Origin of the sequence: Granulicella mallensis MP5ACTX8 (genome assembly GCF_000178955.2) — a bacterium.
GTDB lineage: Bacteria > Acidobacteriota > Terriglobia > Terriglobales > Acidobacteriaceae > Granulicella > Granulicella mallensis.
This window is the reverse complement of record NC_016631.1, coordinates 403,716-422,469: the sequence shown is the minus strand read 5'-3', so window position 1 is coordinate 422,469 and position 18,754 is coordinate 403,716. Positions and strand designations below refer to the sequence as shown.

At 59.4% G+C, this 18,754-nt stretch carries 18 protein-coding genes; 11 read left to right on the top strand and 7 right to left on the bottom strand.

The features are described 5' to 3' along the window. Nucleotides 1-480: 480 nt before the first annotated feature. The 3 genes from ACIX8_RS01785 to ACIX8_RS01775 form a co-directional block, all read right to left on the bottom strand. Entirely contained in the window at nt 481-1,602 is a 1,122-nt protein-coding gene (locus ACIX8_RS01785; protein ID WP_014263601.1) for a DUF6709 family protein, read from the bottom strand. 216 nt (nt 1,603-1,818) lie between these two features. Continuing rightward, on the bottom strand, nt 1,819-2,271 hold the full coding sequence (locus tag ACIX8_RS01780) for an MmcQ/YjbR family DNA-binding protein (protein ID WP_014263600.1): 453 nt from the start codon (nt 2,269-2,271) through the stop codon (nt 1,819-1,821). Nucleotides 2,272-2,323: 52 nt separating this feature from the next. After that, on the bottom strand, nt 2,324-3,268 hold the full coding sequence (locus ACIX8_RS01775) for an aldo/keto reductase (protein ID WP_014263599.1): 945 nt from the start codon (nt 3,266-3,268) through the stop codon (nt 2,324-2,326). A gap of 117 nt (nt 3,269-3,385) precedes the next feature. Here ACIX8_RS01775 and tyrS point away from each other — a divergent pair, with 117 nt between their 5' ends. The 6 genes from tyrS (at nt 3,386) to murJ (ending at nt 11,127) form a co-directional block, all read left to right on the top strand. Next, the gene (gene tyrS, locus ACIX8_RS01770; protein ID WP_014263598.1) at nt 3,386-4,678 is read left to right on the top strand and encodes a tyrosine--tRNA ligase; all 1,293 of its coding nucleotides are present in this window, start codon (nt 3,386-3,388) and stop codon (nt 4,676-4,678) included. An 8-nt stretch (nt 4,679-4,686) separates the two neighbouring features. Next, a complete protein-coding gene (locus tag ACIX8_RS01765) occupies nt 4,687-5,403 on the top strand; it encodes a YoaK family protein (protein WP_014263597.1) in 717 nt (238 codons plus the stop codon). 26 nt (nt 5,404-5,429) lie between these two features. Then, a complete protein-coding gene (locus ACIX8_RS01760; RefSeq protein ID WP_014263596.1) occupies nt 5,430-6,848 on the top strand; it encodes a phytoene desaturase family protein in 1,419 nt (472 codons plus the stop codon). Nucleotides 6,849-6,904: 56 nt separating this feature from the next. Next, nucleotides 6,905-8,236: a hypothetical protein gene (locus tag ACIX8_RS24295; protein WP_014263595.1), complete on the top strand. Its 1,332-nt coding sequence runs from the start codon at nt 6,905-6,907 to the stop codon at nt 8,234-8,236. Between the two features lie 618 nt (nt 8,237-8,854). Continuing rightward, on the top strand, nt 8,855-9,502 hold the full coding sequence (locus tag ACIX8_RS25010; protein WP_083836761.1) for a MerR family transcriptional regulator: 648 nt from the start codon (nt 8,855-8,857) through the stop codon (nt 9,500-9,502). Nucleotides 9,503-9,624: 122 nt separating this feature from the next. Further along, nucleotides 9,625-11,127, top strand: coding sequence for a murein biosynthesis integral membrane protein MurJ (gene murJ / locus ACIX8_RS01745; RefSeq protein ID WP_223295445.1), 1,503 nt, complete (start codon nt 9,625-9,627; stop codon nt 11,125-11,127). Here murJ and iscX read toward each other — a convergent pair. After that, nucleotides 11,124-11,345: a Fe-S cluster assembly protein IscX gene (gene iscX / locus ACIX8_RS01740; protein ID WP_014263592.1), complete on the bottom strand. Its 222-nt coding sequence runs from the start codon at nt 11,343-11,345 to the stop codon at nt 11,124-11,126. The two genes, murJ and iscX, sit on opposite strands and share 4 nt — an antisense overlap. A 459-nt stretch (nt 11,346-11,804) precedes the next feature. Here iscX and ACIX8_RS01735 point away from each other — a divergent pair, with 459 nt between their 5' ends. Continuing rightward, on the top strand, nt 11,805-12,881 hold the full coding sequence (locus ACIX8_RS01735; RefSeq protein WP_014263591.1) for a radical SAM protein: 1,077 nt from the start codon (nt 11,805-11,807) through the stop codon (nt 12,879-12,881). A gap of 89 nt (nt 12,882-12,970) precedes the next feature. Here the strand turns inward: ACIX8_RS01735 and ACIX8_RS01730 are convergent, their stop codons facing one another. The 3 genes from ACIX8_RS01730 to ACIX8_RS01720 all read right to left on the bottom strand — a co-directional run bounded on the left by ACIX8_RS01730 (nt 12,971) and on the right by ACIX8_RS01720 (nt 14,300). Next, entirely contained in the window at nt 12,971-13,627 is a 657-nt protein-coding gene (locus tag ACIX8_RS01730) for a DsbA family protein (protein WP_044177599.1), read from the bottom strand. Between the two features lie 98 nt (nt 13,628-13,725). After that, a complete protein-coding gene (locus ACIX8_RS01725) occupies nt 13,726-14,010 on the bottom strand; it encodes a type II toxin-antitoxin system RelE/ParE family toxin (RefSeq protein WP_014263589.1) in 285 nt (94 codons plus the stop codon). 2 nt (nt 14,011-14,012) lie between these two features. Beyond that, nucleotides 14,013-14,300, bottom strand: a complete 288-nt coding sequence (locus ACIX8_RS01720; RefSeq protein ID WP_014263588.1) for a ribbon-helix-helix domain-containing protein — start codon at nt 14,298-14,300, stop codon at nt 14,013-14,015. Nucleotides 14,301-14,416: 116 nt separating this feature from the next. On the opposite strand from ACIX8_RS01720, the gene ACIX8_RS01715 reads away from it, so the two are divergent. The 4 genes from ACIX8_RS01715 (at nt 14,417) to ACIX8_RS01700 (ending at nt 18,711) form a co-directional block, all read left to right on the top strand. Then, nucleotides 14,417-15,907 (top strand): DNA recombination protein RmuC, encoded by a 1,491-nt coding sequence (locus tag ACIX8_RS01715; RefSeq protein ID WP_014263587.1) that lies wholly within the window; start codon nt 14,417-14,419, stop codon nt 15,905-15,907. A gap of 550 nt (nt 15,908-16,457) precedes the next feature. Continuing rightward, the gene (locus ACIX8_RS01710) at nt 16,458-16,700 is read left to right on the top strand and encodes an acyl carrier protein (RefSeq protein WP_014263586.1); all 243 of its coding nucleotides are present in this window, start codon (nt 16,458-16,460) and stop codon (nt 16,698-16,700) included. Between the two features lie 3 nt (nt 16,701-16,703). Continuing rightward, nucleotides 16,704-17,960 carry a beta-ketoacyl-ACP synthase II gene (gene fabF / locus ACIX8_RS01705; RefSeq protein ID WP_014263585.1) on the top strand — a complete coding sequence of 419 codons (1,257 nt, stop codon included), beginning with the start codon at nt 16,704-16,706 and terminating at the stop codon, nt 17,958-17,960. 121 nt (nt 17,961-18,081) lie between these two features. After that, nucleotides 18,082-18,711, top strand: coding sequence for a hypothetical protein (locus tag ACIX8_RS01700; RefSeq protein ID WP_150110453.1), 630 nt, complete (start codon nt 18,082-18,084; stop codon nt 18,709-18,711). The last annotated feature ends 43 nt before the right edge of the window (nt 18,712-18,754 follow it).

Genomic DNA, 18,754 nt, shown 5'->3' with positions numbered 1-18,754 from the left:
TCGGCTGCCTCGATCCCGTCACCTCGACTGAAGGCGCGCGCTTCGGGCACCAGCGGCTTTTGCCTTCGCTTCTGAGATAAGTCCGGGTTTTGGGTTGTGTCTGGCCAGCGTAGACAACAGCTTCACCCCATATCTTTATTCACTCTCTCCACAGAATCGTCATCCTGAGCGAAGCACCTCGCGCTTTTGCGAGGTGCGCAGTCGAAGGACCCTGAGGGACTTTTCTCACCGATGATGCTGGGATCTTCTCCAGCACGAAGCCCCAGGCTCGAGTGCTCGAGGTTGAAAAGGTTCGAAGAGCATGGGCACGATGGTAGCCCTCGGGGTCCTTCGACTCCGCGTCCCCAAAAGACGGGACACTCCGCTCAGGATGACGTTTCTGTGGGGGGTACGAAAACAGTACGAGTGCATCATTTTTGGGGTTTCCGTTTAAAGCTGGGACTCCGATTCGACGAACACTACCTGATTCCCCGGGCAGTGTCAGCGCGTCATCTGGTTCTGCGTCTTTTCGCCCAGAGTTTGGGCGGGAAGCATCTGCACCCGTCCCGGGAAGTTGGCCTTCTCCGGTTTCTTCAGGCCGTTCCAAAGTTTCTCAAGCTCCTTGCTATAGCCAAAGACCGCCTGAGGAGCCCGCTGCCGCAGAACGTCAAAGAGCTCTGTAAGCTTTTCCGGCTTCATGGTGACCATGAGCTTGTGGCCAAGATCGTCGTAGACATCGACGAAGTGGTTCTTGCCAACTGTCACCACAAAGTACATCTTGCGCTTCACGATGCGCCGATGGACCCAGACGATACGGTCGATCTGCATGGGCAAAAGCAGCTGATTCCCAACCACCCAATGGTCGGATATCTCCACTTTGTAAAACCTCTGGGAGATCGTTGTATGCGGCCCGGCCATCTCTTCGTCGATCTGCTGCGTGAGCACATCGACAGGCCCATAGGCGGCAAGGCGCTTGTTGTAAGGATGCTTTGCCGGATTGCTGGTGCGCTGCATGTAGAGAAAGAGCAGCCAGACCGCCAGCAGCAAAACGACTCCCGCTATTGCGAGGGAGATATATCCAAAGGACTTGTAGTCCTGCATGTCCAGGTAGTAGGGCAGGAAGTCCGTGGTACTGTTATCCGGCCTGTCCGTGTAACGCCGAATGACCTCTTTGGCGTCACCGTTCAGCGGGCGCAACATGCCTTCCAGCGAGCGCGACAGGGTAAACGCCGTACCGGACATGGCATCCGACAAGCTCACGCCGGACACGCCATATTCAAGACCGATGGGCCCCCGCACCAGCAGGGTCTTGCCTCCGATGACGGTGGTGTAGAAAGAGGCTACCGTCACCTTTTCATGCTCGTCGTTGGTGGTCGTGTCCTGCAGGCCTGTATCGCGAGTCTCGCCCGGCTGAACAAGGACGAAGATATTCTTCGCATCGGAGGCCTTGGCGAAGCTGGTCAGCTCGGTACTCGACACCGCATGTGAACCGCTGAAGAAGCTATAGAAGTATTGCCATTCGTAGGCGAAGAATCCAAGGAGAACGACTGCAAAGAAGAGAACGAGGTTCAGCAGCCTTTTATTGCGTTCTTGCATGATCTTGCTGGAAAATCCGGGAAGCATGGGTGTCCTTTATCGGGAAATTTAGCGCAACGCATCAGCGAGGAATTTGGATCGAGACACAAAGATCAACGGGAAGAGTAACTCCCGAGGATTTTTGCCACGTAAAAAATTATCAGCAGGTAAGCGTACGGATATTAAACAGGCCCGAAAGCAGGTACCGAAAGTGCGACGTCAATCCGCTGCAAGAAGTTGCCTTGGGACCTTCTACAACCTGCTTTATGCCTTGCGCGTGCGTGGTTTCTTTGGCTTGTCCGCCAGCAGTTTTCTCCGCTCGGCGATCAGCTTCTCCTGCTGCTTTACCGGCAGCGTCAGGACCTCGCGTGTGCGCTTCGGCAGCTTGGCGAAGGTAATGGCATGTGCCCCACGCAGTTCGTCTTCCCACTCGGAGTTACGCAGGGCGCTCCACCGCTCTACCGCAAGCCAGTGAATGCGGGCCATGTAGGGCGCTGGAAGAAGGCCCTCCCGTTCCAGCAGCTCGGCATAGCGTTCCGGACCGGCGGAGTACATCGCCACACCTTTGGATAGACCCTCGCCAAGATCGATCAGCGTGAACATCTTGCCACCGATAGCCTTGTCGCCAACCCAGTAAACCAGGTTGTCGCCCCACTGCATCGTCTCGACGGCATGCGGCAGAGACAGCAGAAACTTGCGTGCGCGTTCGACATCCATGCGCAGAGTATAGAACTGGAGGACCTGCGACGTGTCATCCTGTTTTCGGCTTTTATGTTGATTTAACTCGTGGAATAAAGCCCGGGGAGCCGGTATTCACCACGTCATTGAGTCTCTGCCTGGTCTGAATGCGATTGATCGCTTCAAATGCGTCTTCTGGAAGGGCGGAGACGTTGAAGTTCTCTCTCGCCCGGTCCGCAGTCTTGGGCGTAGTCAGTAAGGCCGTTCCACGCTGCACAGCCCAGGCCAGCAGCACCTGTGCGGGTGTCTTTCCGACTCGTGCAGCGATCTCCGTAATGACCGGATCTTCGATCAGCCCCGGCCTCATTCCATGCCCTAAAGGCGCGAAGGCCAAAAACACAATGCCCTTCTCCTTGCAGAATTCCAGAAGCTCCGTCTCCGGCAGATACGGATGGGCTTCGACCTGGACCACAGCCGGCTTGATCCTCGCCTCTTCGTAGAGCGGCAACAGTCCGTCCAGGGTGATGTCAGACAGTCCGATGGCCCGGCATCTGCCGTGGTCCACAAGGCTCTCCATCGCCTTCCAGGTGTCGAGCAAAGTCACACCGCGGTCGTAGATGACATTGCCGTTTTCATCCCGCGGATCCTGCTCGTCTCCCGGTTGAAACGCAAAGGGGGTGTGGATGAGATAGAGATCCAGATAGTTGAGCCTGAGTCTGCCCAGACTCGCCTCGAAGGCCGGTTCCACGCGCTCGGGCCGATGATTGGAGTTCCACAACTTTGTCGTAACGAAGAGGTCTTCGCGCGCAATCCCTCCTGCGGCAAGTCCTGCCTGCAGGGCCTCGCCCACCTCACGCTCGTTCCGGTATCGCTCCGCACAATCGAAGTGTCGAAATCCGGCTTCCAGCGCGGCTCTGGTAGCACTTATCGTCACGGCGGCATCGGGAATCAAGGTTCCAAACCCGAGTGCGGGCATGTTGCCGGCTCCGTGGTTGAGCGGCACTGTCCTATTCCGAAAATCAGAAGATTCGATCATGATGAACCTGCTCTCTCCGCGGCATTGATGGACTAACTGATGTTACGCGGTCTGGCGCTACGGCGACCATCTGACAAACAGACGCTGGAACAGATTCTCTATACTTAAAGCCACCTCATGCCGACCGAAACACAAATCGCCTTTCTACCTGTCCCCGAGCAACTCGACCTCATCACCAAGGGCGCAGCCGAGATCATTCCTCCCGTCGCCGCCTCTGCGGCAGACGCCCTCGCCGCGCGGCTCGAAGAGTCTCGCAAGACCGGTGTGCCGCTGCGCATCAAGGCCGGCTTCGATCCCACAGCGCCTGATCTACACCTCGGCCACACCGTGCTGATGCGCAAGCTGCGCCATTTCCAGCAGCTCGGCCACACGGTCATCTTTCTCATCGGCGACTCCACCGCGCTCATCGGCGATCCCACGGGCAAGAACCAGACGCGCAAGCCCCTGACCCGCGAGGAGATCGACGTCAACGCCGAGACCTACAAGGACCAGGTCTTCAAGATCCTCGACCGCGAGAAGACCGAGGTCCGCTACAACTCGGAGTGGCTGGACAAGCTCGGCTATGCGGGCATGGTCAAGCTGGCGGCGAAGTTCACCGTCTCGCAGATGCTCGAACGCGAGGACTTCCATAAGCGCTTCCAGGAAGAACAGCCCATCCACGTGCATGAGCTGCTCTACCCGATGGCGCAGGGCTATGACTCGGTCGCGCTGGAGTGCGACGTCGAGCTCGGCGGCACCGACCAGAAGTTCAACCTGATGCGCGGCCGCGACCTGCAGCGCGACGCCGGCCAGAAGCCGCAGATCATCCTGATGACGCCGATCCTCGAAGGCCTGGACGGCGTGCAGAAGATGTCCAAGTCGCTCGGCAACGCCATCGGCATCAAGGACCCTGCGCCCGAGATGTACGGCAAGCTGATGAGTATCAACGACGAGCTCATGTGGCGCTACTGGACCTTCCTCACCGACCTGCCGCAGTCGCAGATCGATGCCATGCGTGAGTCTGTCGAGAAGGGCGAACTGCATCCGATGCAGGCGAAGAAGAATCTCGCGCATGCCATCACCGCCGACTTCCACACGGCCACCGAGGCCGACACCGCCGCCGAAAGCTGGGCGACACAGTTCCAGCAGAAGGGTGTCTCTGAGGACGTGCCGGAGGTTGCCGTATCGTTGAGCGCCGAGGGGCTGCACGCCTCTTCTGTCGAGGGCACCAGCGAGTTGCGCATCGCGAAGCTGCTGCAGCTCGCAGGCCTCGCGGCCTCTGCCGGGGAAGCCACCCGCAAGCTCGGCGAAAACGCCGTCTCGATCAACGGGGAGAAGTTCAACGGCAAGACGCTGAGTAAAGAATCGCTTGGCGAAGCTCCAACCCTACGCCTCGGCAAAAAATCCGTCCGCGTGCGCTGGACCGACTGACAAACACCATGCCCCTGCGCAGACTCACAGGCCGTAACCGCTCCACCGCCGCCAACTGGCAGCTTGCGGCCCTGCTCGCCTTTACTGCCGGTACGGTCGATGTGAGCGGTTACCTGGCCCTGCGCCAGTTCACCTCGCACATGTCGGGCATCGTCGCCGCGATGGCTGCGGACATCGCCACGCGCGGCCTCGATATTCTCCTGCAGCCTGCGGTCGTGCTCGGTTGTTTCCTGGCCGGAGCAGCCTTCTGCGCCATCCTCGTCAACTGGGAGAGGCGGCGCAATCGCGAAAGCCTCTTCGCGGTCCCAGTGCTGCTCGAAGCGCTCCTGCTAGCCTCGCTCGCGTTTCCGCTCAAGGGTCACCACATCCTCCTCACACTGTGTGTGCTCAGCTTCAGCATGGGCCTGCAGAACGCCATCATCACCAAGGTCTCGCACGCCGAGATCCGCACCACGCACATTACGGGCATGGTGACCGACATCGGCATCGAGCTTGGCAAAGCTCTCTACTGGAACCGGACGACCGGACGCGTTCCTGTGCACGCGGAGCGCTCTCGCCTGCTTCTGCTCACCATGCTGGTCACGCTCTTCTTTACCGGCGGAACACTGGGAGCCTTTGCTTACCCGCATGTCGGATTCCTGTTGATGCTCCCGGTGGCCGCCCTGTTGGCCGTGCCTACCATCCTCCCCATCGCCACCGACCTGCACCTTCTGTCTCCCAGCTAACAGACGTATGATCGTGGAGGAACACCATGCCTCTGCGGACGGCCAACATCATCGGCTCCGGACCCAACGGCCTCGCCGCGGCGATCACGCTGGCGCAAGCTGGAGTAGCCGTCACGGTCTACGAGCGCAACCAGCAGATCGGCGGGGCCTGCTCGACCGCTGAGGTCACGCTACCTGGCTTTCATCACGATCTCGGTTCGTCTGTCTATCCGCTCGGTATCTGCTCGCCGTTTTTTCGCAGCCTGCCGCTGGGGCAGCACGGCCTGCGCTGGATCGAACCTGATGCCCCGCTAGCGCATCCCTTCGACGACGGCACAGCGCTCACGCTCGAGCACTCCCTCGACGCCACCGCCGCCCAGCTCGATCCGCACGACGCCCGCACCTGGCGGGCGCTGCTTGCACCCACCGTGCGCGACTGGCCGAAGATCATCGACGACATCATGCAGCCGCTGCTGGGCCTCCCCAGCCACCCCGCCGCCATGGCCAACTTCGGCCTTGCCGCCGCACTGCCCGCGCAGGCGCTCGCCCGGAATGTCTTCCGCGGGGAGCAGACCCGCGCGCTCTTTGCCGGATGCGCCGCGCACTCCGTGTTGCCTCTGACGCGCGTCGCCAGCTCCGCGACAGGCCTCGTGCTCGCAGCCGCGGCCCACGCCACGGGCTGGCCCATCGTGGCAGGCGGGGCACAGGCGCTCACCGAGGCACTTGCGGGCTACCTGCTCTCTCTCGGCGGCCGCATCGTCACCCAGACCGAGATCAGGCACCTTGACGAACTCGATGCAGCCGACACGACACTCTTCGACACCTCGAGCACGGCACTGGCCCGCATTGCGGGAACAGCGCTCTCCTCCAGCTTCCGTACCCGGCTGCGCCACTTTCGTCGTGGCCCGGGCATCTTCAAGGTCGACTGGGCGCTGCGCGAACCCATCCCCTGGAGCGCAGCTGCCTGCCGTCGCTCGGCAACGGTCCACCTCGGCGGTTCGCTGAGCGAGATCGCCCGCTCCGAACACGGCGCCTTCTATGGCCGGAGCTACGACAGGCCTTTCGTGCTGCTGGTACAGCCCAGCCTCTTCGATCCCACCCGCGCCCCTGCCGGTCAACATACGGCATGGGCTTACTGCCATGTGCCCAGCGGCTCGAACCTCGACCGTACCGAAGCCATCGAACGGCAGGTGGAGCGCTTCGCTCCGGGCTTCCGCGATATCGTCCTCGCACGCCGCTCCAGCAACTCCGAAGCGCTCGAGGCCTGGAACCCGAACCTGGCCGGCGGCGATGTCTCAGGAGGAGCCATGACGCTTTCCGGCATGTTGACGCGGCCTACAGCGAAACTCTACCGCACCAGCCATCCGAAGCTTTACCTCTGCAGCTCGTCCACGCCTCCGGGCGGCGGCGTGCATGGCATGTGCGGGCACCTCGCCGCGCTTGCCGCCCTGGCGGATCACGTCTGACCCCATTGACCTTCCGGCCCACAGACGACAGAATCAGAAGCATCCTGAGGCCCCCCTTGTCCGATCCCGCCACGACCGCAGATGCCGAGCCTATCCACTGGACACCCCTGACCCGTATCGCTTTTCGCCTCGTCTTCTGCTACTGCCTGCTGTACGTGTTCTGCTGCGGCAACGTGACGCTCTGGAAGCTGATTCCATTTGCCGGAGAAACGGTCGAAGCGTGGCTGGCGAAGCCCTTCTGGCGGCCTGCGCAGTGGCTTGGCCAGCACCTCTTCCATTTGCAGGGCGTCAGCGCCTTACTTCACCAGAGCGGCTCCGGCGATAAACCTCTCGACTGGATCGCGTTCGGCCTCATGCTCATCGTGGCTGTTGTCGCAGCGCTGGTATGGACCGTGCTCGACCGCAACCGCACGGAGTATCGAACCCTGTTCCGCTGGTTCAGCTTCGTGCTGCGGCTCGCGATCAGCTACGACATGCTGGCCTATGGCCTGTCCAAGGTTTTCCCCCTGCAGATGACACCGCCCTCGCTGGCCGTACTCAACGAGCCTGTCGGCAACACGTCGCCGATGATCATGCTCTGGACGCTCATCGGCCTCAGCCCGGTCTACGAGATCATCTGCGGCATCGTGGAGGTCTGTGCAGGCCTGCTGCTTCCCTTCCGCCGCACCGCCCTGCTGGGTGCTCTTCTTGCAGCGCTCTCCATGGGCAATGTGGTGCTCTACAACTTCTGCTTCGATGTGCCCGTAAAGCTCTATGCCGTCCATCTGATGCTGCTGACGCTGGTCGTGCTCGCGCCGGATCTTGGCCCACTCTTCAACTTCCTGCTGCATCGCCGCACATCCTCTCACGGAGAGGGAATGGCACCCGTTACCCCGCTTGGCCGGCGCATCGAGGCGATCTGCATCGCAGCGCTCCTGATTTTGGGCGCGGGGGTGATGGCGTATCAGGACGGAGAGGTCTACGCCCAGCAGAGGGAGAACCGGCTACACCCTCCCTCTATCACCGGCCAGTGGCATATCGACTCCGCCGAAATCACCGTGAATGGCATAAGCACGCCTCATCCTTTGCTCTCCGGTGGTGGCCTGCCTATCACTGACATCTTCTTCGAACCCACCGGCCACGCCAATTTACGCGCGACAGACCGGGTCCTCTGGCGCGCCCGGACAAAGTATGACGAGACGAAGCATACGTTCTGGATGACGTGGGTGGGCCAGGGCCCGGCAGACTACAACGTCAGTCAACCCGATCCGTCCCATCTCGTGCTCGCTTCGGCGGGAGACGTGAAGAACGGCTATATTCTCCATCTGACCAGGGTTCCACTTCCGCAGCACTATCCCCTGCTCGACCGTGGCTTTCATCTGATCAACGAATGGCCCTTCGAACGTTAGGTCCAGATCTTCGCAAAAGCCTGAGCTCTAACGTAGTGTCTGATGAATCGGAGCCCCAGCCTTGAGCGAAACCAAGCTCGCTGCACACATAGCTTTTGTTTATCCCCCCACCAAAGCGTCATCCTGAGCGGAGCGTCCCGGCTTTTGGGACGCGGAGTCGAAGGACCCCGAGGGTTGCAATCCTGCCCATGCCCTTCGCCCCTTTTCTAACCCGAGTGCTCGGGCCGGGACCTTCGTGCTGGAAAAGGTTCCGACACTATGGGTAAGATCAAGTCCCTCGGGGTCCTTCGACTCCGCACCTCGCAAAAAACGCGAGGCGCTCCGCTCAGGATGACGATTCTGTGGGAAGACGCAAAATAGGTGATTCGTTGTTGTACCCGATTCGCCAGACATTCCCCTAACCCGACTCCTCCACAGCTTGAGCCTGCAAGTTTGAGGACAGCCCCTGACTCCTCAAGCACACTTCCAGCTCCAAACCTGATCCATCCACGGAAGTGGATGAATCAAAGGGAGTACCACAGAAAAGACTGGTTTTACGGGAATTTGCATCCTATACTTCAGACTCCGCTCCTTGTTGCGCTGCCGCACGGGCGCATCGACTCTGCGGATGTTGACAGCATGGGTTCACACCAGCCAATCCGCAAGATCGTTGCTCCGGAGATTCCGGACAAGCTTTACTTTCGCATCGGCGATGTTGCGAGGTTGTGCGAGGTCCCAGCGTACGTTCTGCGCTTCTGGGAGACCGAGTTTCCCCAGCTGAAACCCAATAAGGGCGGTACAGGACAGCGGCTCTATCGCAAGCGCGACGTCGAGATGGCGCTGCGTATCAAGAGCCTGCTCTACGACCAGGGCTACACGATTCCGGGTGCCCGGCAGGTCTTCAAAACAGAGACGAAACCCAAAGAGACTCCCGCCATGGCCGCCGAAGCTGCAATGCTGCAAGCTGTTCCTCAGCCACCGGTAGCGGAAGCCGCCGCGTCCGCGTCTCTCTCCATGCCCTCACTGGCACAGCTTGTCTCCCTGCGGGACGAGATGCACTCCCTGCTCGATATCCTGAGTGCGCCTGTGGCCGTGTCCGATCCTGCCTCTTCCCCCACGGAAAAACGCGAGGAGAGCAAGGTACAGGCGATGCGTCCGCGCCTGGTATTGGAGCCGAAGCCTGAGCCGAGGCCGCTGCATGTCATCTCCGAACGCCCGAAGTTGCGGCTCGAACAACGTGGATTATTCGGCGAGGAATCTCCTGAGCCCACCGATCTCTCCGAATGAAGATGTCTGCCCCCCCATCAAGCACAAGCCAAGCGATTACAAACACAAATGCGAAGCGGCCAAAGAATGGCCGATTCGACTTTCTGCGTTTTTCTCATAAACATACAACCACTTCCGCAGCAATGCTGCTCGGTTTCTTCGCTCTGGTATCGCGAGCTATCGGATTGGTGCGCGATAAATATATCGCCTATACGTTTGGTGCTGGCCACCAGACCGACGCCTACAATATCGCCTTCAATCTTCCCGATTGGGTGAACTATCTGCTCGTCGGAGGCGCGGCCTCCATCAGTTTCGTAACGATCCTCAGCCGCTATCGCGAACAAGGTCGAGACGAGGACGGTGAAGTTGCACTCTCGGTCATCCTGAACACAATGGCTCTTGTGCTTGGGTCCGCGTTGCTGCTGGCTGAATTCTTCATTGCTCCGTGGTACATCCGGCTCTATTCCAGCGGCGACCCCGCACAGGATGCACTCGCGCTCTACATGACGCGCATCCTCCTTCCCGGACAACTGTTCTTCTTCGCTGGTGGCGTGCTGGCGTCCGTGGCTCTGGTGAGAAAACAGTTCAGCTATCAAGCCATCTCACCACTGGTCTACACGATGGGCATCATCCTTGGGGGCCTGCTGGGAGCACACTGGCTTGGGATTCCCTCGCTAGCCTGGGGAGCGCTCGCCGGCTCTGTAGCAGGACCATTCTTAGTCAATGCCTATGCAGTACGGCGCTCCGGTGGCCGGTGGCGGCCCGTCCTCGACTTCCACAACGAAGGTCTCCGCGACTGGGTAAAGATGTCGCTGCCCATGATGCTGGGCGTCACAGTTGTCTTCATGGATTCACAAATTCTGCAATACTTCGCCAAACATGCGACGGGCGACATCTCGCGGATGATGAACGCCAAAAAGCTCTTCACGGCCCCCATGGCCATCATTGGGCAGGCTGCCGGTGCAGCATCGCTGCCCTTCTTTGCATCTCTCTATTCCCGCGGCATGTATGAGGACTTCCGTAACGCGGTCAACCGTTCCGTAACACGCATTATTTCTATTGCGTTGCTACTGACCTCGGCCATGTTTGCAATGGCACGCCCACTGTGCGATCTGGTATTGCGCGGCGGTCACTACACCCACGCCGATAGCTTGCAAACAGCTATGTTCCTGGCTGTCTTCTCGCTTTCTCTCGCACTGTGGAGTTCGCAGGCCATCTATATTCGCGCGTTCTATGCTGCGGAGCAAACGCTGCCCCCGATGGTCGCGGGAACAATCATTACACTTGTCTCCCTACCCATGTACTGGAGTTTGTACGCGCACTTCGGGGTCATTGGATTAGCATGGGCATCCAACCTCGCCATTCTTGCGCACACGGTAACGCTCGCCGTGCTGCTGCACAAGCGTTACTTAGTGTCTCTCGACGGACTTGACTATAAGGAGATCCTCCGCTCACTTGGAGCTGCCAGCATCTCGGGAGCGGGCGTTTTTGTTTTGCTGCAAATAGCACCCGCACGCAGCGGATATATCTGGGACATCGCGCTGCTCACCGCTGGCTGCTGTGCATGGGCTGCTCTTGGATTCGTCGCATTGCACCTCACAGGATCGGCGCTGCCTGCCCAGATTCTTCGCCGCCGAAAGAGTTAGGCATCTTTCGCGTCCACGTACTCCTCATGCCATGCGGTCTGGATGGCTTCGAGGATGCCTTCCGTCGACTTCGTCGGGTCCCCTACAAATCCCGGCAGCTGGGTCACCCATTTGTGCAGGTCGGTGAAGCGCACCGAGTAGGGGTCTGTGTCCGGAAACATCTCCTGTAGTTGAATCCCGATCTCGAGTGTGTCTGTCCAGTTGATTTCGCGCGGCATGTTGTCGTCTCCAGAGTCAGTGTAACGGCAATCAAAATATCAGCGACAGCATGAGCGGTTTGTGAATGTTCGCGTCTTCCCAGAATTGTCATCTTGAGCGAAGCGCCTCGCGCTTTTGCGAGGTGCGTCCGTTCGACTACGCTCAGGACCGAAGGACCCCGAGGGACTTGATCTTGCCCATGATATCGGGACCGTTTCCAGCACAAAGATCCAGGCTCGGGAGCTTGAGGTAGAAAAGGTACGAAAGCGTAGGCGAGGCTGCAACCCTCGGGGTCCTTCGACTCCGCGTCCCCAAGGACCGGGACGCTTCGCTCAGGATGACGATTCTGTGGAGAGGCGAACAAAACGCGCTTCGCGCTGTATCTACACGAAGAATTGTGCACCACAAAACATAGCCAGGTATCGAAACTCGCACATTCAGTCGGGTTCACCCCCGCCGCGATAGAATAAAGACTGCACATGCCCACGGAAACAGCAGCAACGAAGGTAACCCCCAGCCCCACTCCCGTGGCGCGCCGCATGCCTGCGCGACGCCGCCTGATCGCCGCCGCGCGCAAGATGCGCGAGCTCGGCTCGATCGCGTCCGCCGTAGCCTCTACGAGCCACCCCTACATGGCGCACATTGTGCCCATGCGCCGCTGCAACCTGGCCTGCACCTATTGCAACGAGTTCGACGACGTCTCCAAGCCGGTCGATATCGAGGAGATGAAGCGCCGCGTCGATCATCTCGGACGCCTCGGCACCTCGGTCATCACCATCTCCGGCGGCGAGCCGCTGCTGCACCCCGAGCTTGACGACGTCATCCGCCAGATTCGCAAGACCGGCGCCATCGCCGGCATGATCACCAACGGCTACCTGCTGATGCCGGATCGCATCGAGCGTCTGAATAAAGCCGGGCTCGATCACATGCAGATCTCCATCGACAACGTCATGCCCGACGATGTTTCCAAGAAGTCGCTGAAGGTGCTGGACGCCAAGCTGCGCATGCTGGCCGAGCATGCCGACTTCCACGTGAACATCAACTCGGTCGTCGGCGGAGGCATCTCCAACCCCGAGGACGCGCTGACCATCAGCAAGCGCGCGCTGGCGCTGGGCTTCAGCTCGACCATCGGCATCATCCACGACGGCTCCGGCCAGTTGAAGCCGCTCGGCGAGCGCGAGCGTGGCGTGTGGGACGAAGTTCGCCGCCTCACCCGCCGCAGCTACTCCCGCTTCAACCACTTTCAGGAAGCCATCGCTAACGGTCTGCCGAACGACTGGCGCTGCCGCGCGGGTTCTCGCTATCTCTATGTCGACGAGCAGGGGATCGTCTCCTACTGCTCTCAGCAGCGCGGCTATCCCGGCATTCCAGTCGCCGAGTACACCACCGAGATTGTGAAGCGTGAGTTCCTTACAGAGAAATCCTGCGCGCCGAACTGCACGATCTCCTGCGTGCACCAGGTGAGCTACATCGACCACTGGCGCGCGCCGCAGCACACGACCATCACACCCGGCGGAGCAGGTCACGGCGAAAGCGATCTCGTACAGATTCAATAACCGGCCTCAAGACAATACAACGAATGAAACCCCATCCTGCGACGGTGAACCGTCGCAGGATGGGGTTTCGAGTCTTCGCTGGTTTGAAACTACTTCTTGTGCGCAGCGGGGGCAGCAGATCCAGCGGTTGCTGCCTGAGCCTGATCGATCGCCGTGTAGAGCTGCATGACGTCTTTCACCTGAATCCAGTGCTTCTGCGTCACGACGATGATGGTCGGGGTCTCGTTGAGGCCCAGCTTTTCGCCAAGAGCCGAGTCCGCACGAACCTCTTTCTCGAACTCACCGGTCGGATCGACGACAAATGGCATCTGCTTGCCGTGCGTGGTCATGAACTTTTGCGTGAAGTTGTGCAGGTCGTCCTTGCTCGCGATCTGGTACTGCGAGGCAAAGACTTCGCGGCGATACTCGGTGGCAAGATCAGGCGAGATCTTGTCCTGAATGTAGCGCGCGTAGAGCGAAGCCTCGTGGCTCCAGATGTGGCCGGGAATCTGGAAATCGTGACGAATCAGGGGAATCTTGTAGTGATTCAGGGCTTCATGCACGATAGGAAACGCATGTGCGCAGGCGGGGCACTCCAGGTCTTCCCACTCGATGATGGCTACGGGCACGCCCGGAGGCGGCTTGAGCATCGAGGTGTCCTTGAAGTTCGAAACCTGGTTGGGCGGAACGGAGGTCTGCGCCGTAAGCGCGAAAGGAGCGACACCGGTCAGGGAGAGGAAAAGAGCGGCAGAGAGAAGTCGAGACATAGCTGTAGGACGCACGTGCAGACCCTTTGCGAGCAAAGTGTGCTCTGGAATCATTCAATCACTTCAATGTGAGTTGCGCCAATGCCCAGACTGAGACGTCAACGAATTCTGGAAAGATCGCGGGCACCGTTGACAACCCGTTCGACGAATATGTAGTTGTCCATGAGGCGAAAGAGAATGAGATAACGGCCATGAACAGCCACGCGTGCCTCTGGCCCAATTTCCGGACGAAGCCGATAAATCAGTGGATTGTCCCCGATGCTTTGGATCTTCTCCTCGATCTCTTCCACAAAGCTCAAGGCTCGCGTGGGATTATGCTTGGCAATGTGGTCGCCAATTTCTTGAAGATCTCTTTCAATAAAGCGCGACAGCTCAACATGCATTGCTATTTTTCCGCTGCGGGGACGATCATCGCCTTATACCTTGCCTTTAAGCGGCCAAAGACTTCCTCCATCGGCACATACGGGGCGTCCACTTCTGTCGCCTCTCGCCAGGCCTGTCTCAATCGCCCTGTATCCTCAGCCTCTGAACCACGTCTCGCACTCCAATCGAGCAGCGCGTCCGAGATGGCCTCATTGTCCGAGCGGTATTCGCCATGCTCGACGGCGCCACGCACCTGAGCAACAAGTTCTACGGGAAGGTTTACCGTGAGCGTCTCCGTCTTTGGCGTCATGAGTCCTCCCTGCAAGGATCGCACCCGCAGAATACCACCGTCTCAAAGAAAAAACCGCTCTGTACCCTTTGTTCAGAGCCCGGCAGTTGCTATTCTCCAAGCGAAGGAAAATCGAAATGATCATTGCCCTCCTTGCTATCCAAATCCTCACCCTTCTGGCGCTCGTGGTCCTGCTGCTGCGCAAGCCTCTCGGTCCTGCGGAAGCTGCCGATCCGCGCCTGGCGCAGCTTCTGGCCGCCGATCTTCCCGCCAAGCTTGCGCGGCTGGATACGCGTGCGGAGACCCAGGAGCAGCATCTGCGGGCCGAGCTGGCCCAGATGCGCAGCGACGCTGCCAGCGAGGCCACACGCACCCGCGAAGCCTCCGGAGCAGCCAATGCGGCGCTGCGCGGCGAGGTGCTTGCCAGCATCAGCACCCTCGGCGAGACCCAGCGGGTAGGGCTGGAAGGTTTTCGCTCCGACAACACCGCTGCTGCCGAGCGTTTGCGAACAGCTGTCGACGGCCAGTTGAAGACACTGGGCGAACGGCTCACCAACTTTACCTCGGACACGACACGGCATCACAGCGAAAGCCGCGAAGCCCTGCACACCCGACTGACGGAGCTCGGCACGGCGCAGACCTCCAACCAGGAGAAGCTGCGTGGCATCGTCGAAGAGCAGTTGAACAAGCTCAACCAGAGCAATGTCGCGAAGCTTGAGGAGATGCGCGCCACGGTCGACGAAAAGCTGCAGAAGACCCTGCATTCGCGACTCACCGAGAGCTTCGGAGCGGTAACCGACCAGCTTACGAAGGTCCATGCGGGACTGGGCGAGATGAACACCCTGACGACCGGCGTCAACGACCTCAACCGTATCTTCTCCAACGTAAAGTCGCGCGGCGGCTTTGCCGAGGTCCAGCTTGGCAAGCTGCTCGACCAGGTGCTCGCTCCGGGGCAGTACGTCGAAAACGCGAATGTGCGGCCGGGCACCCAGGAGGTTGTGGAGTTCGCCGTACGCTTCCCCGGGACCTCGGGCGAGGTGCTGCTGCCCATTGATGCCAAGTTCCCGCGCGAGGACTGGGAGCGGCTGGAATCGGCCTACGAGTCGGGAGCTTCCGCCGAGGTGGAAACCGCGCGCAAGGCCTTCGACGCGGCGATTCGGGTGGAAGGCAAACGCATCTGCTCGAAGTACATCAACGAGCCGGTGACGACTCCCTACGCGATCATGTTCCTGCCGACCGAAGGCCTCTACGCCGAGGTGCTGCGCCGCGACGGGCTGCAGGCCGACCTGCACCAGAACTGCCGTGTGATGGTCGCCGGACCGGCGAACCTCTATGCCCTGCTGACCAGCTTCCAGCTTGGCTTCAAGATGCTCAACCTGCAGAAAAAGGGCGATGAGGTATGGAAGATTCTGGCCAAAACCCAGAATGAGTTCGGCAAATTTGAGGAGTTGATGGCGAAGATGGACGACCAGGTAAGCAAGGTCCAGAAGACGATTCAGGCCGTCGGCGTGCGTACCCGCGCCATTAACCGCACACTACGCGATGTGGGTGAGGTGGACCCCGGCGACGCCAAGGTTCTCAGCATCGAAAACGTACTGCCGATGCTGACCACCAACGAGGAGGAATAGGGGACGGTTCGGCCGCTTATGACAACGAGCCGCGTTCGGAGGGTCTGTGGCCCGCGTCCTGGAAGAACATCCGGCGCCGGCACATCACGCACTCCCACGGATAGAAGCCAAACCAGGGCAAAAATACGCGCTGAATGAATCCATTGCGATTAATCCGGCGCATCGACGTACTTTTACAATACGAACAGACTTTGGTACTCAACGGGAACCCTTCGAATCAGATACAGCGTTTGTCGCCTTATTCTAGCGACGGAACGTGGTTTGACAGGCGGTTTAGACAGGAATAGAGCTCAACTACTGCCAGAAAAGATGTTGTATCGGAACAGGGATAACGCTGTCTACAAACAAACTGAACTTTTTCCGCAGCGCGTAAACCTGTACCCTTAACCTAACATTTAACGAATGTCGGATATCCTTGCATCCAGCATCGTCTTTACACCGCAAGACCGCGTGGGTATGCTTTCACACTGGGGCATGTCGTACGGATGCCCGGCCCAAGGGTCTGCGTTTCCCACAAGCTTATTACGCAACACACACAGGAGATCGAACGATGGCAGCAGTAGACGAGAAGGTAAAGCAGATTATTGTCGAGCAGCTTCAGGTGGATGAGGCCGAGGTTACCCCCGGCGCGAGCTTCCAGGAAGATCTCGGCGCAGACTCGCTCGATGTCGTTGAGCTCGTCATGCAGTTCGAAGAGGCCTTCGACATCCAGATCCCCGATGAAGACGCGGAGAAGATCAAGACCGTCAAGGATGCCGTCGATTACATCGAGAAGAACCAGAAGGGCAAGTAACGAATGCAGGAGTATCGTCGGGTAGTCGTCACGGGCATGGGCCTCGTTTGCGGGGTCGGCAACACCGCCCAGCAAGTTTGGGAAGGTCTGCTCGCAGGCAAGAGCGGTATGGCCGAGATCAAGGCTTACGATCTCGAAGGCCATTCCGTCCGTTTTGCTGCAGAGGTGAAGGACTTCGATCCGCATGTCTTCGTCGAGAAGAAAGAGGCCCGCAAGATGGGTCGCTTTATCCACTTCGCGATGGCGGCGGCGCAGGAGGCCATGGAGCACTCGGGCCTGAAGATTACACCTGAGAATGCCGATAACATCGGCGTCCATATCGGCTCGGGCATCGGTGGATTCGATGTCATCGAGCGCGAGCATACGGCGTTGATGAACGGCGGGCCTCGCAAGATCTCGCCGTTCTTCATCCCTGCCTCGATCATCAACCTCGCCGCCGGTCATGTTTCGATCAAGTACGGCGCCAAAGGGCCGAACGAGGCCACGGCGACGGCTTGCACGAGCTCGGCCCACTCTATCGGCGATGCGTTCCGCACCATCCAGCGCGGTGATGCGGATGCAATGATCGCGGGCGGCGCTGAGGCTGCTATCACTCCCCTCAGCGTTGGGGGCTTTGCCGCAATGAAGGCCCTTTCCACCCGTAACGACGACCCGACGCACGCCTGCCGTCCCTTCGACAAAGACCGCGATGGTTTTGTCGTAGGCGAAGGCGCAGGCATTCTTATCCTCGAAGAACTTGAATTCGCCAAGGCACGCGGCGCGAACATCCTGGCTGAGATCGTCGGCTACGGCATGAGCGGCGACGCGTTCCACATGACCGGCATGGCCCCCGAGGGCGACGGTTGCCGGCGGGCGATGGCTGCTGCCCTCAAGGTAGCGGGCATCTCTCCGGACAAGATTGATTACGTGAACGCCCACGCCACGTCGACACCCCTCGGCGATGCGCTGGAGTCACAGGCCATCGAGAACGTCTTCGGTGATCGCGCCAAGAACCACAAGCTGCTGGTCAGCTCGACCAAGTCCATGACCGGGCATCTGCTCGGCGGCGCAGGCGGGTTGGAGGCAGGCATCACGATCCTGGCGATGATGAACAGCATCGCTCCGCCGACGATGAACCTCTATGAGGCCGACCCACGCTGCCGTCTGAACTATGTACCCAATACGCCGCAGGACCTGAAGATCGACTATGCACTGTCGAACAGCTTCGGCTTCGGTGGGACGAACGGCTCGCTGGTATTCAAACGCTGGGGCGCGGAATAACGCCCCCAGCATAGCTGGCTCCTTGTACGGCTGAACTCACAGGCAGATCCTGCGCTATCGAGGGGGCAATGTGTTGGATGTTCATTCGCCGCATCATCGGCTTGAAGGTTTCAGAGACTTCTTGATCCATCTGCTGACCATCACGGTCGGCCTGCTGATTGCTGTCGGCATTGAAGGCTGCGTCGAGCGGCATCATGAGCATAACCTCGCGCGCGATGCGCGCGAGACGCTGCACAGAGAGATCGAATCCAACTCCAAACAGATGACGGATGCACTGGCGGGTACCGATAAGAACCAGACACTCGTCAAAGATGACATCGACTTTCTCACCCGCCTCCGTAAAAACCCTAACGACAAGAGCCTACAGAAGGGGTCTCTCACCGCGAATTTCTCGTTCACGCGTTTGGACGATACAGCGTGGAAGACAGCCCAGGCTACTGGCGCTTTAGGGTTTATGCCTTACGAAGAGGCGAACAAATATTCCAACATCTATGGTGCTCAGAACCAATTTGAGGCTTCGCAGGAAAAGATTGCGGAAGACGTCGCGCAGTTCTTTGGAATCATTCAAAAAGAGGACTTCGATAAAGAGATCACCGCGGAAGGAGCAAGCGCTGTATTGGAACGGCTTGGCATCATGCAGGGCCATCTCCTTATGGTGGACGCTTTGGCGAAGGACTCTGCCGCGATAGACAAAGCCTTCCTGGCGGGAAAAGATGTCACGGAACATTTTCACGAAGAACTCAAGAAGTAATGCGCTGTATCTGCGATAGCGGAGAATTTCGGGCCAAACGGAT

What these genes read in the sequence shown, in the direction of transcription:
- ACIX8_RS01785 (WP_014263601.1), bottom strand. Translation starts at nt 1,602, where the DNA reads ATGCTTCCCGGATTTTCCAGCAAGATCATGCAAGAACGCAATAAAAGG.
- ACIX8_RS01780 (WP_014263600.1), bottom strand. Translation starts at nt 2,271, where the DNA reads ATGGATGTCGAACGCGCACGCAAGTTTCTGCTGTCTCTGCCGCATGCC.
- ACIX8_RS01775 (WP_014263599.1), bottom strand. Translation starts at nt 3,268, where the DNA reads ATGATCGAATCTTCTGATTTTCGGAATAGGACAGTGCCGCTCAACCAC.
- tyrS (WP_014263598.1), top strand. Translation starts at nt 3,386, where the DNA reads ATGCCGACCGAAACACAAATCGCCTTTCTACCTGTCCCCGAGCAACTC.
- ACIX8_RS01765 (WP_014263597.1), top strand. Translation starts at nt 4,687, where the DNA reads ATGCCCCTGCGCAGACTCACAGGCCGTAACCGCTCCACCGCCGCCAAC.
- ACIX8_RS01760 (WP_014263596.1), top strand. Translation starts at nt 5,430, where the DNA reads ATGCCTCTGCGGACGGCCAACATCATCGGCTCCGGACCCAACGGCCTC.
- ACIX8_RS25010 (WP_083836761.1), top strand. Translation starts at nt 8,855, where the DNA reads ATGGGTTCACACCAGCCAATCCGCAAGATCGTTGCTCCGGAGATTCCG.
- murJ (WP_223295445.1), top strand. Translation starts at nt 9,625, where the DNA reads ATGCTGCTCGGTTTCTTCGCTCTGGTATCGCGAGCTATCGGATTGGTG.
- iscX (WP_014263592.1), bottom strand. Translation starts at nt 11,345, where the DNA reads ATGCCGCGCGAAATCAACTGGACAGACACACTCGAGATCGGGATTCAA.
- ACIX8_RS01735 (WP_014263591.1), top strand. Translation starts at nt 11,805, where the DNA reads ATGCCCACGGAAACAGCAGCAACGAAGGTAACCCCCAGCCCCACTCCC.
- ACIX8_RS01730 (WP_044177599.1), bottom strand. Translation starts at nt 13,627, where the DNA reads ATGTCTCGACTTCTCTCTGCCGCTCTTTTCCTCTCCCTGACCGGTGTC.
- ACIX8_RS01725 (WP_014263589.1), bottom strand. Translation starts at nt 14,010, where the DNA reads ATGCATGTTGAGCTGTCGCGCTTTATTGAAAGAGATCTTCAAGAAATT.
- ACIX8_RS01720 (WP_014263588.1), bottom strand. Translation starts at nt 14,300, where the DNA reads ATGACGCCAAAGACGGAGACGCTCACGGTAAACCTTCCCGTAGAACTT.
- ACIX8_RS01715 (WP_014263587.1), top strand. Translation starts at nt 14,417, where the DNA reads ATGATCATTGCCCTCCTTGCTATCCAAATCCTCACCCTTCTGGCGCTC.
- ACIX8_RS01710 (WP_014263586.1), top strand. Translation starts at nt 16,458, where the DNA reads ATGGCAGCAGTAGACGAGAAGGTAAAGCAGATTATTGTCGAGCAGCTT.
- fabF (WP_014263585.1), top strand. Translation starts at nt 16,704, where the DNA reads ATGCAGGAGTATCGTCGGGTAGTCGTCACGGGCATGGGCCTCGTTTGC.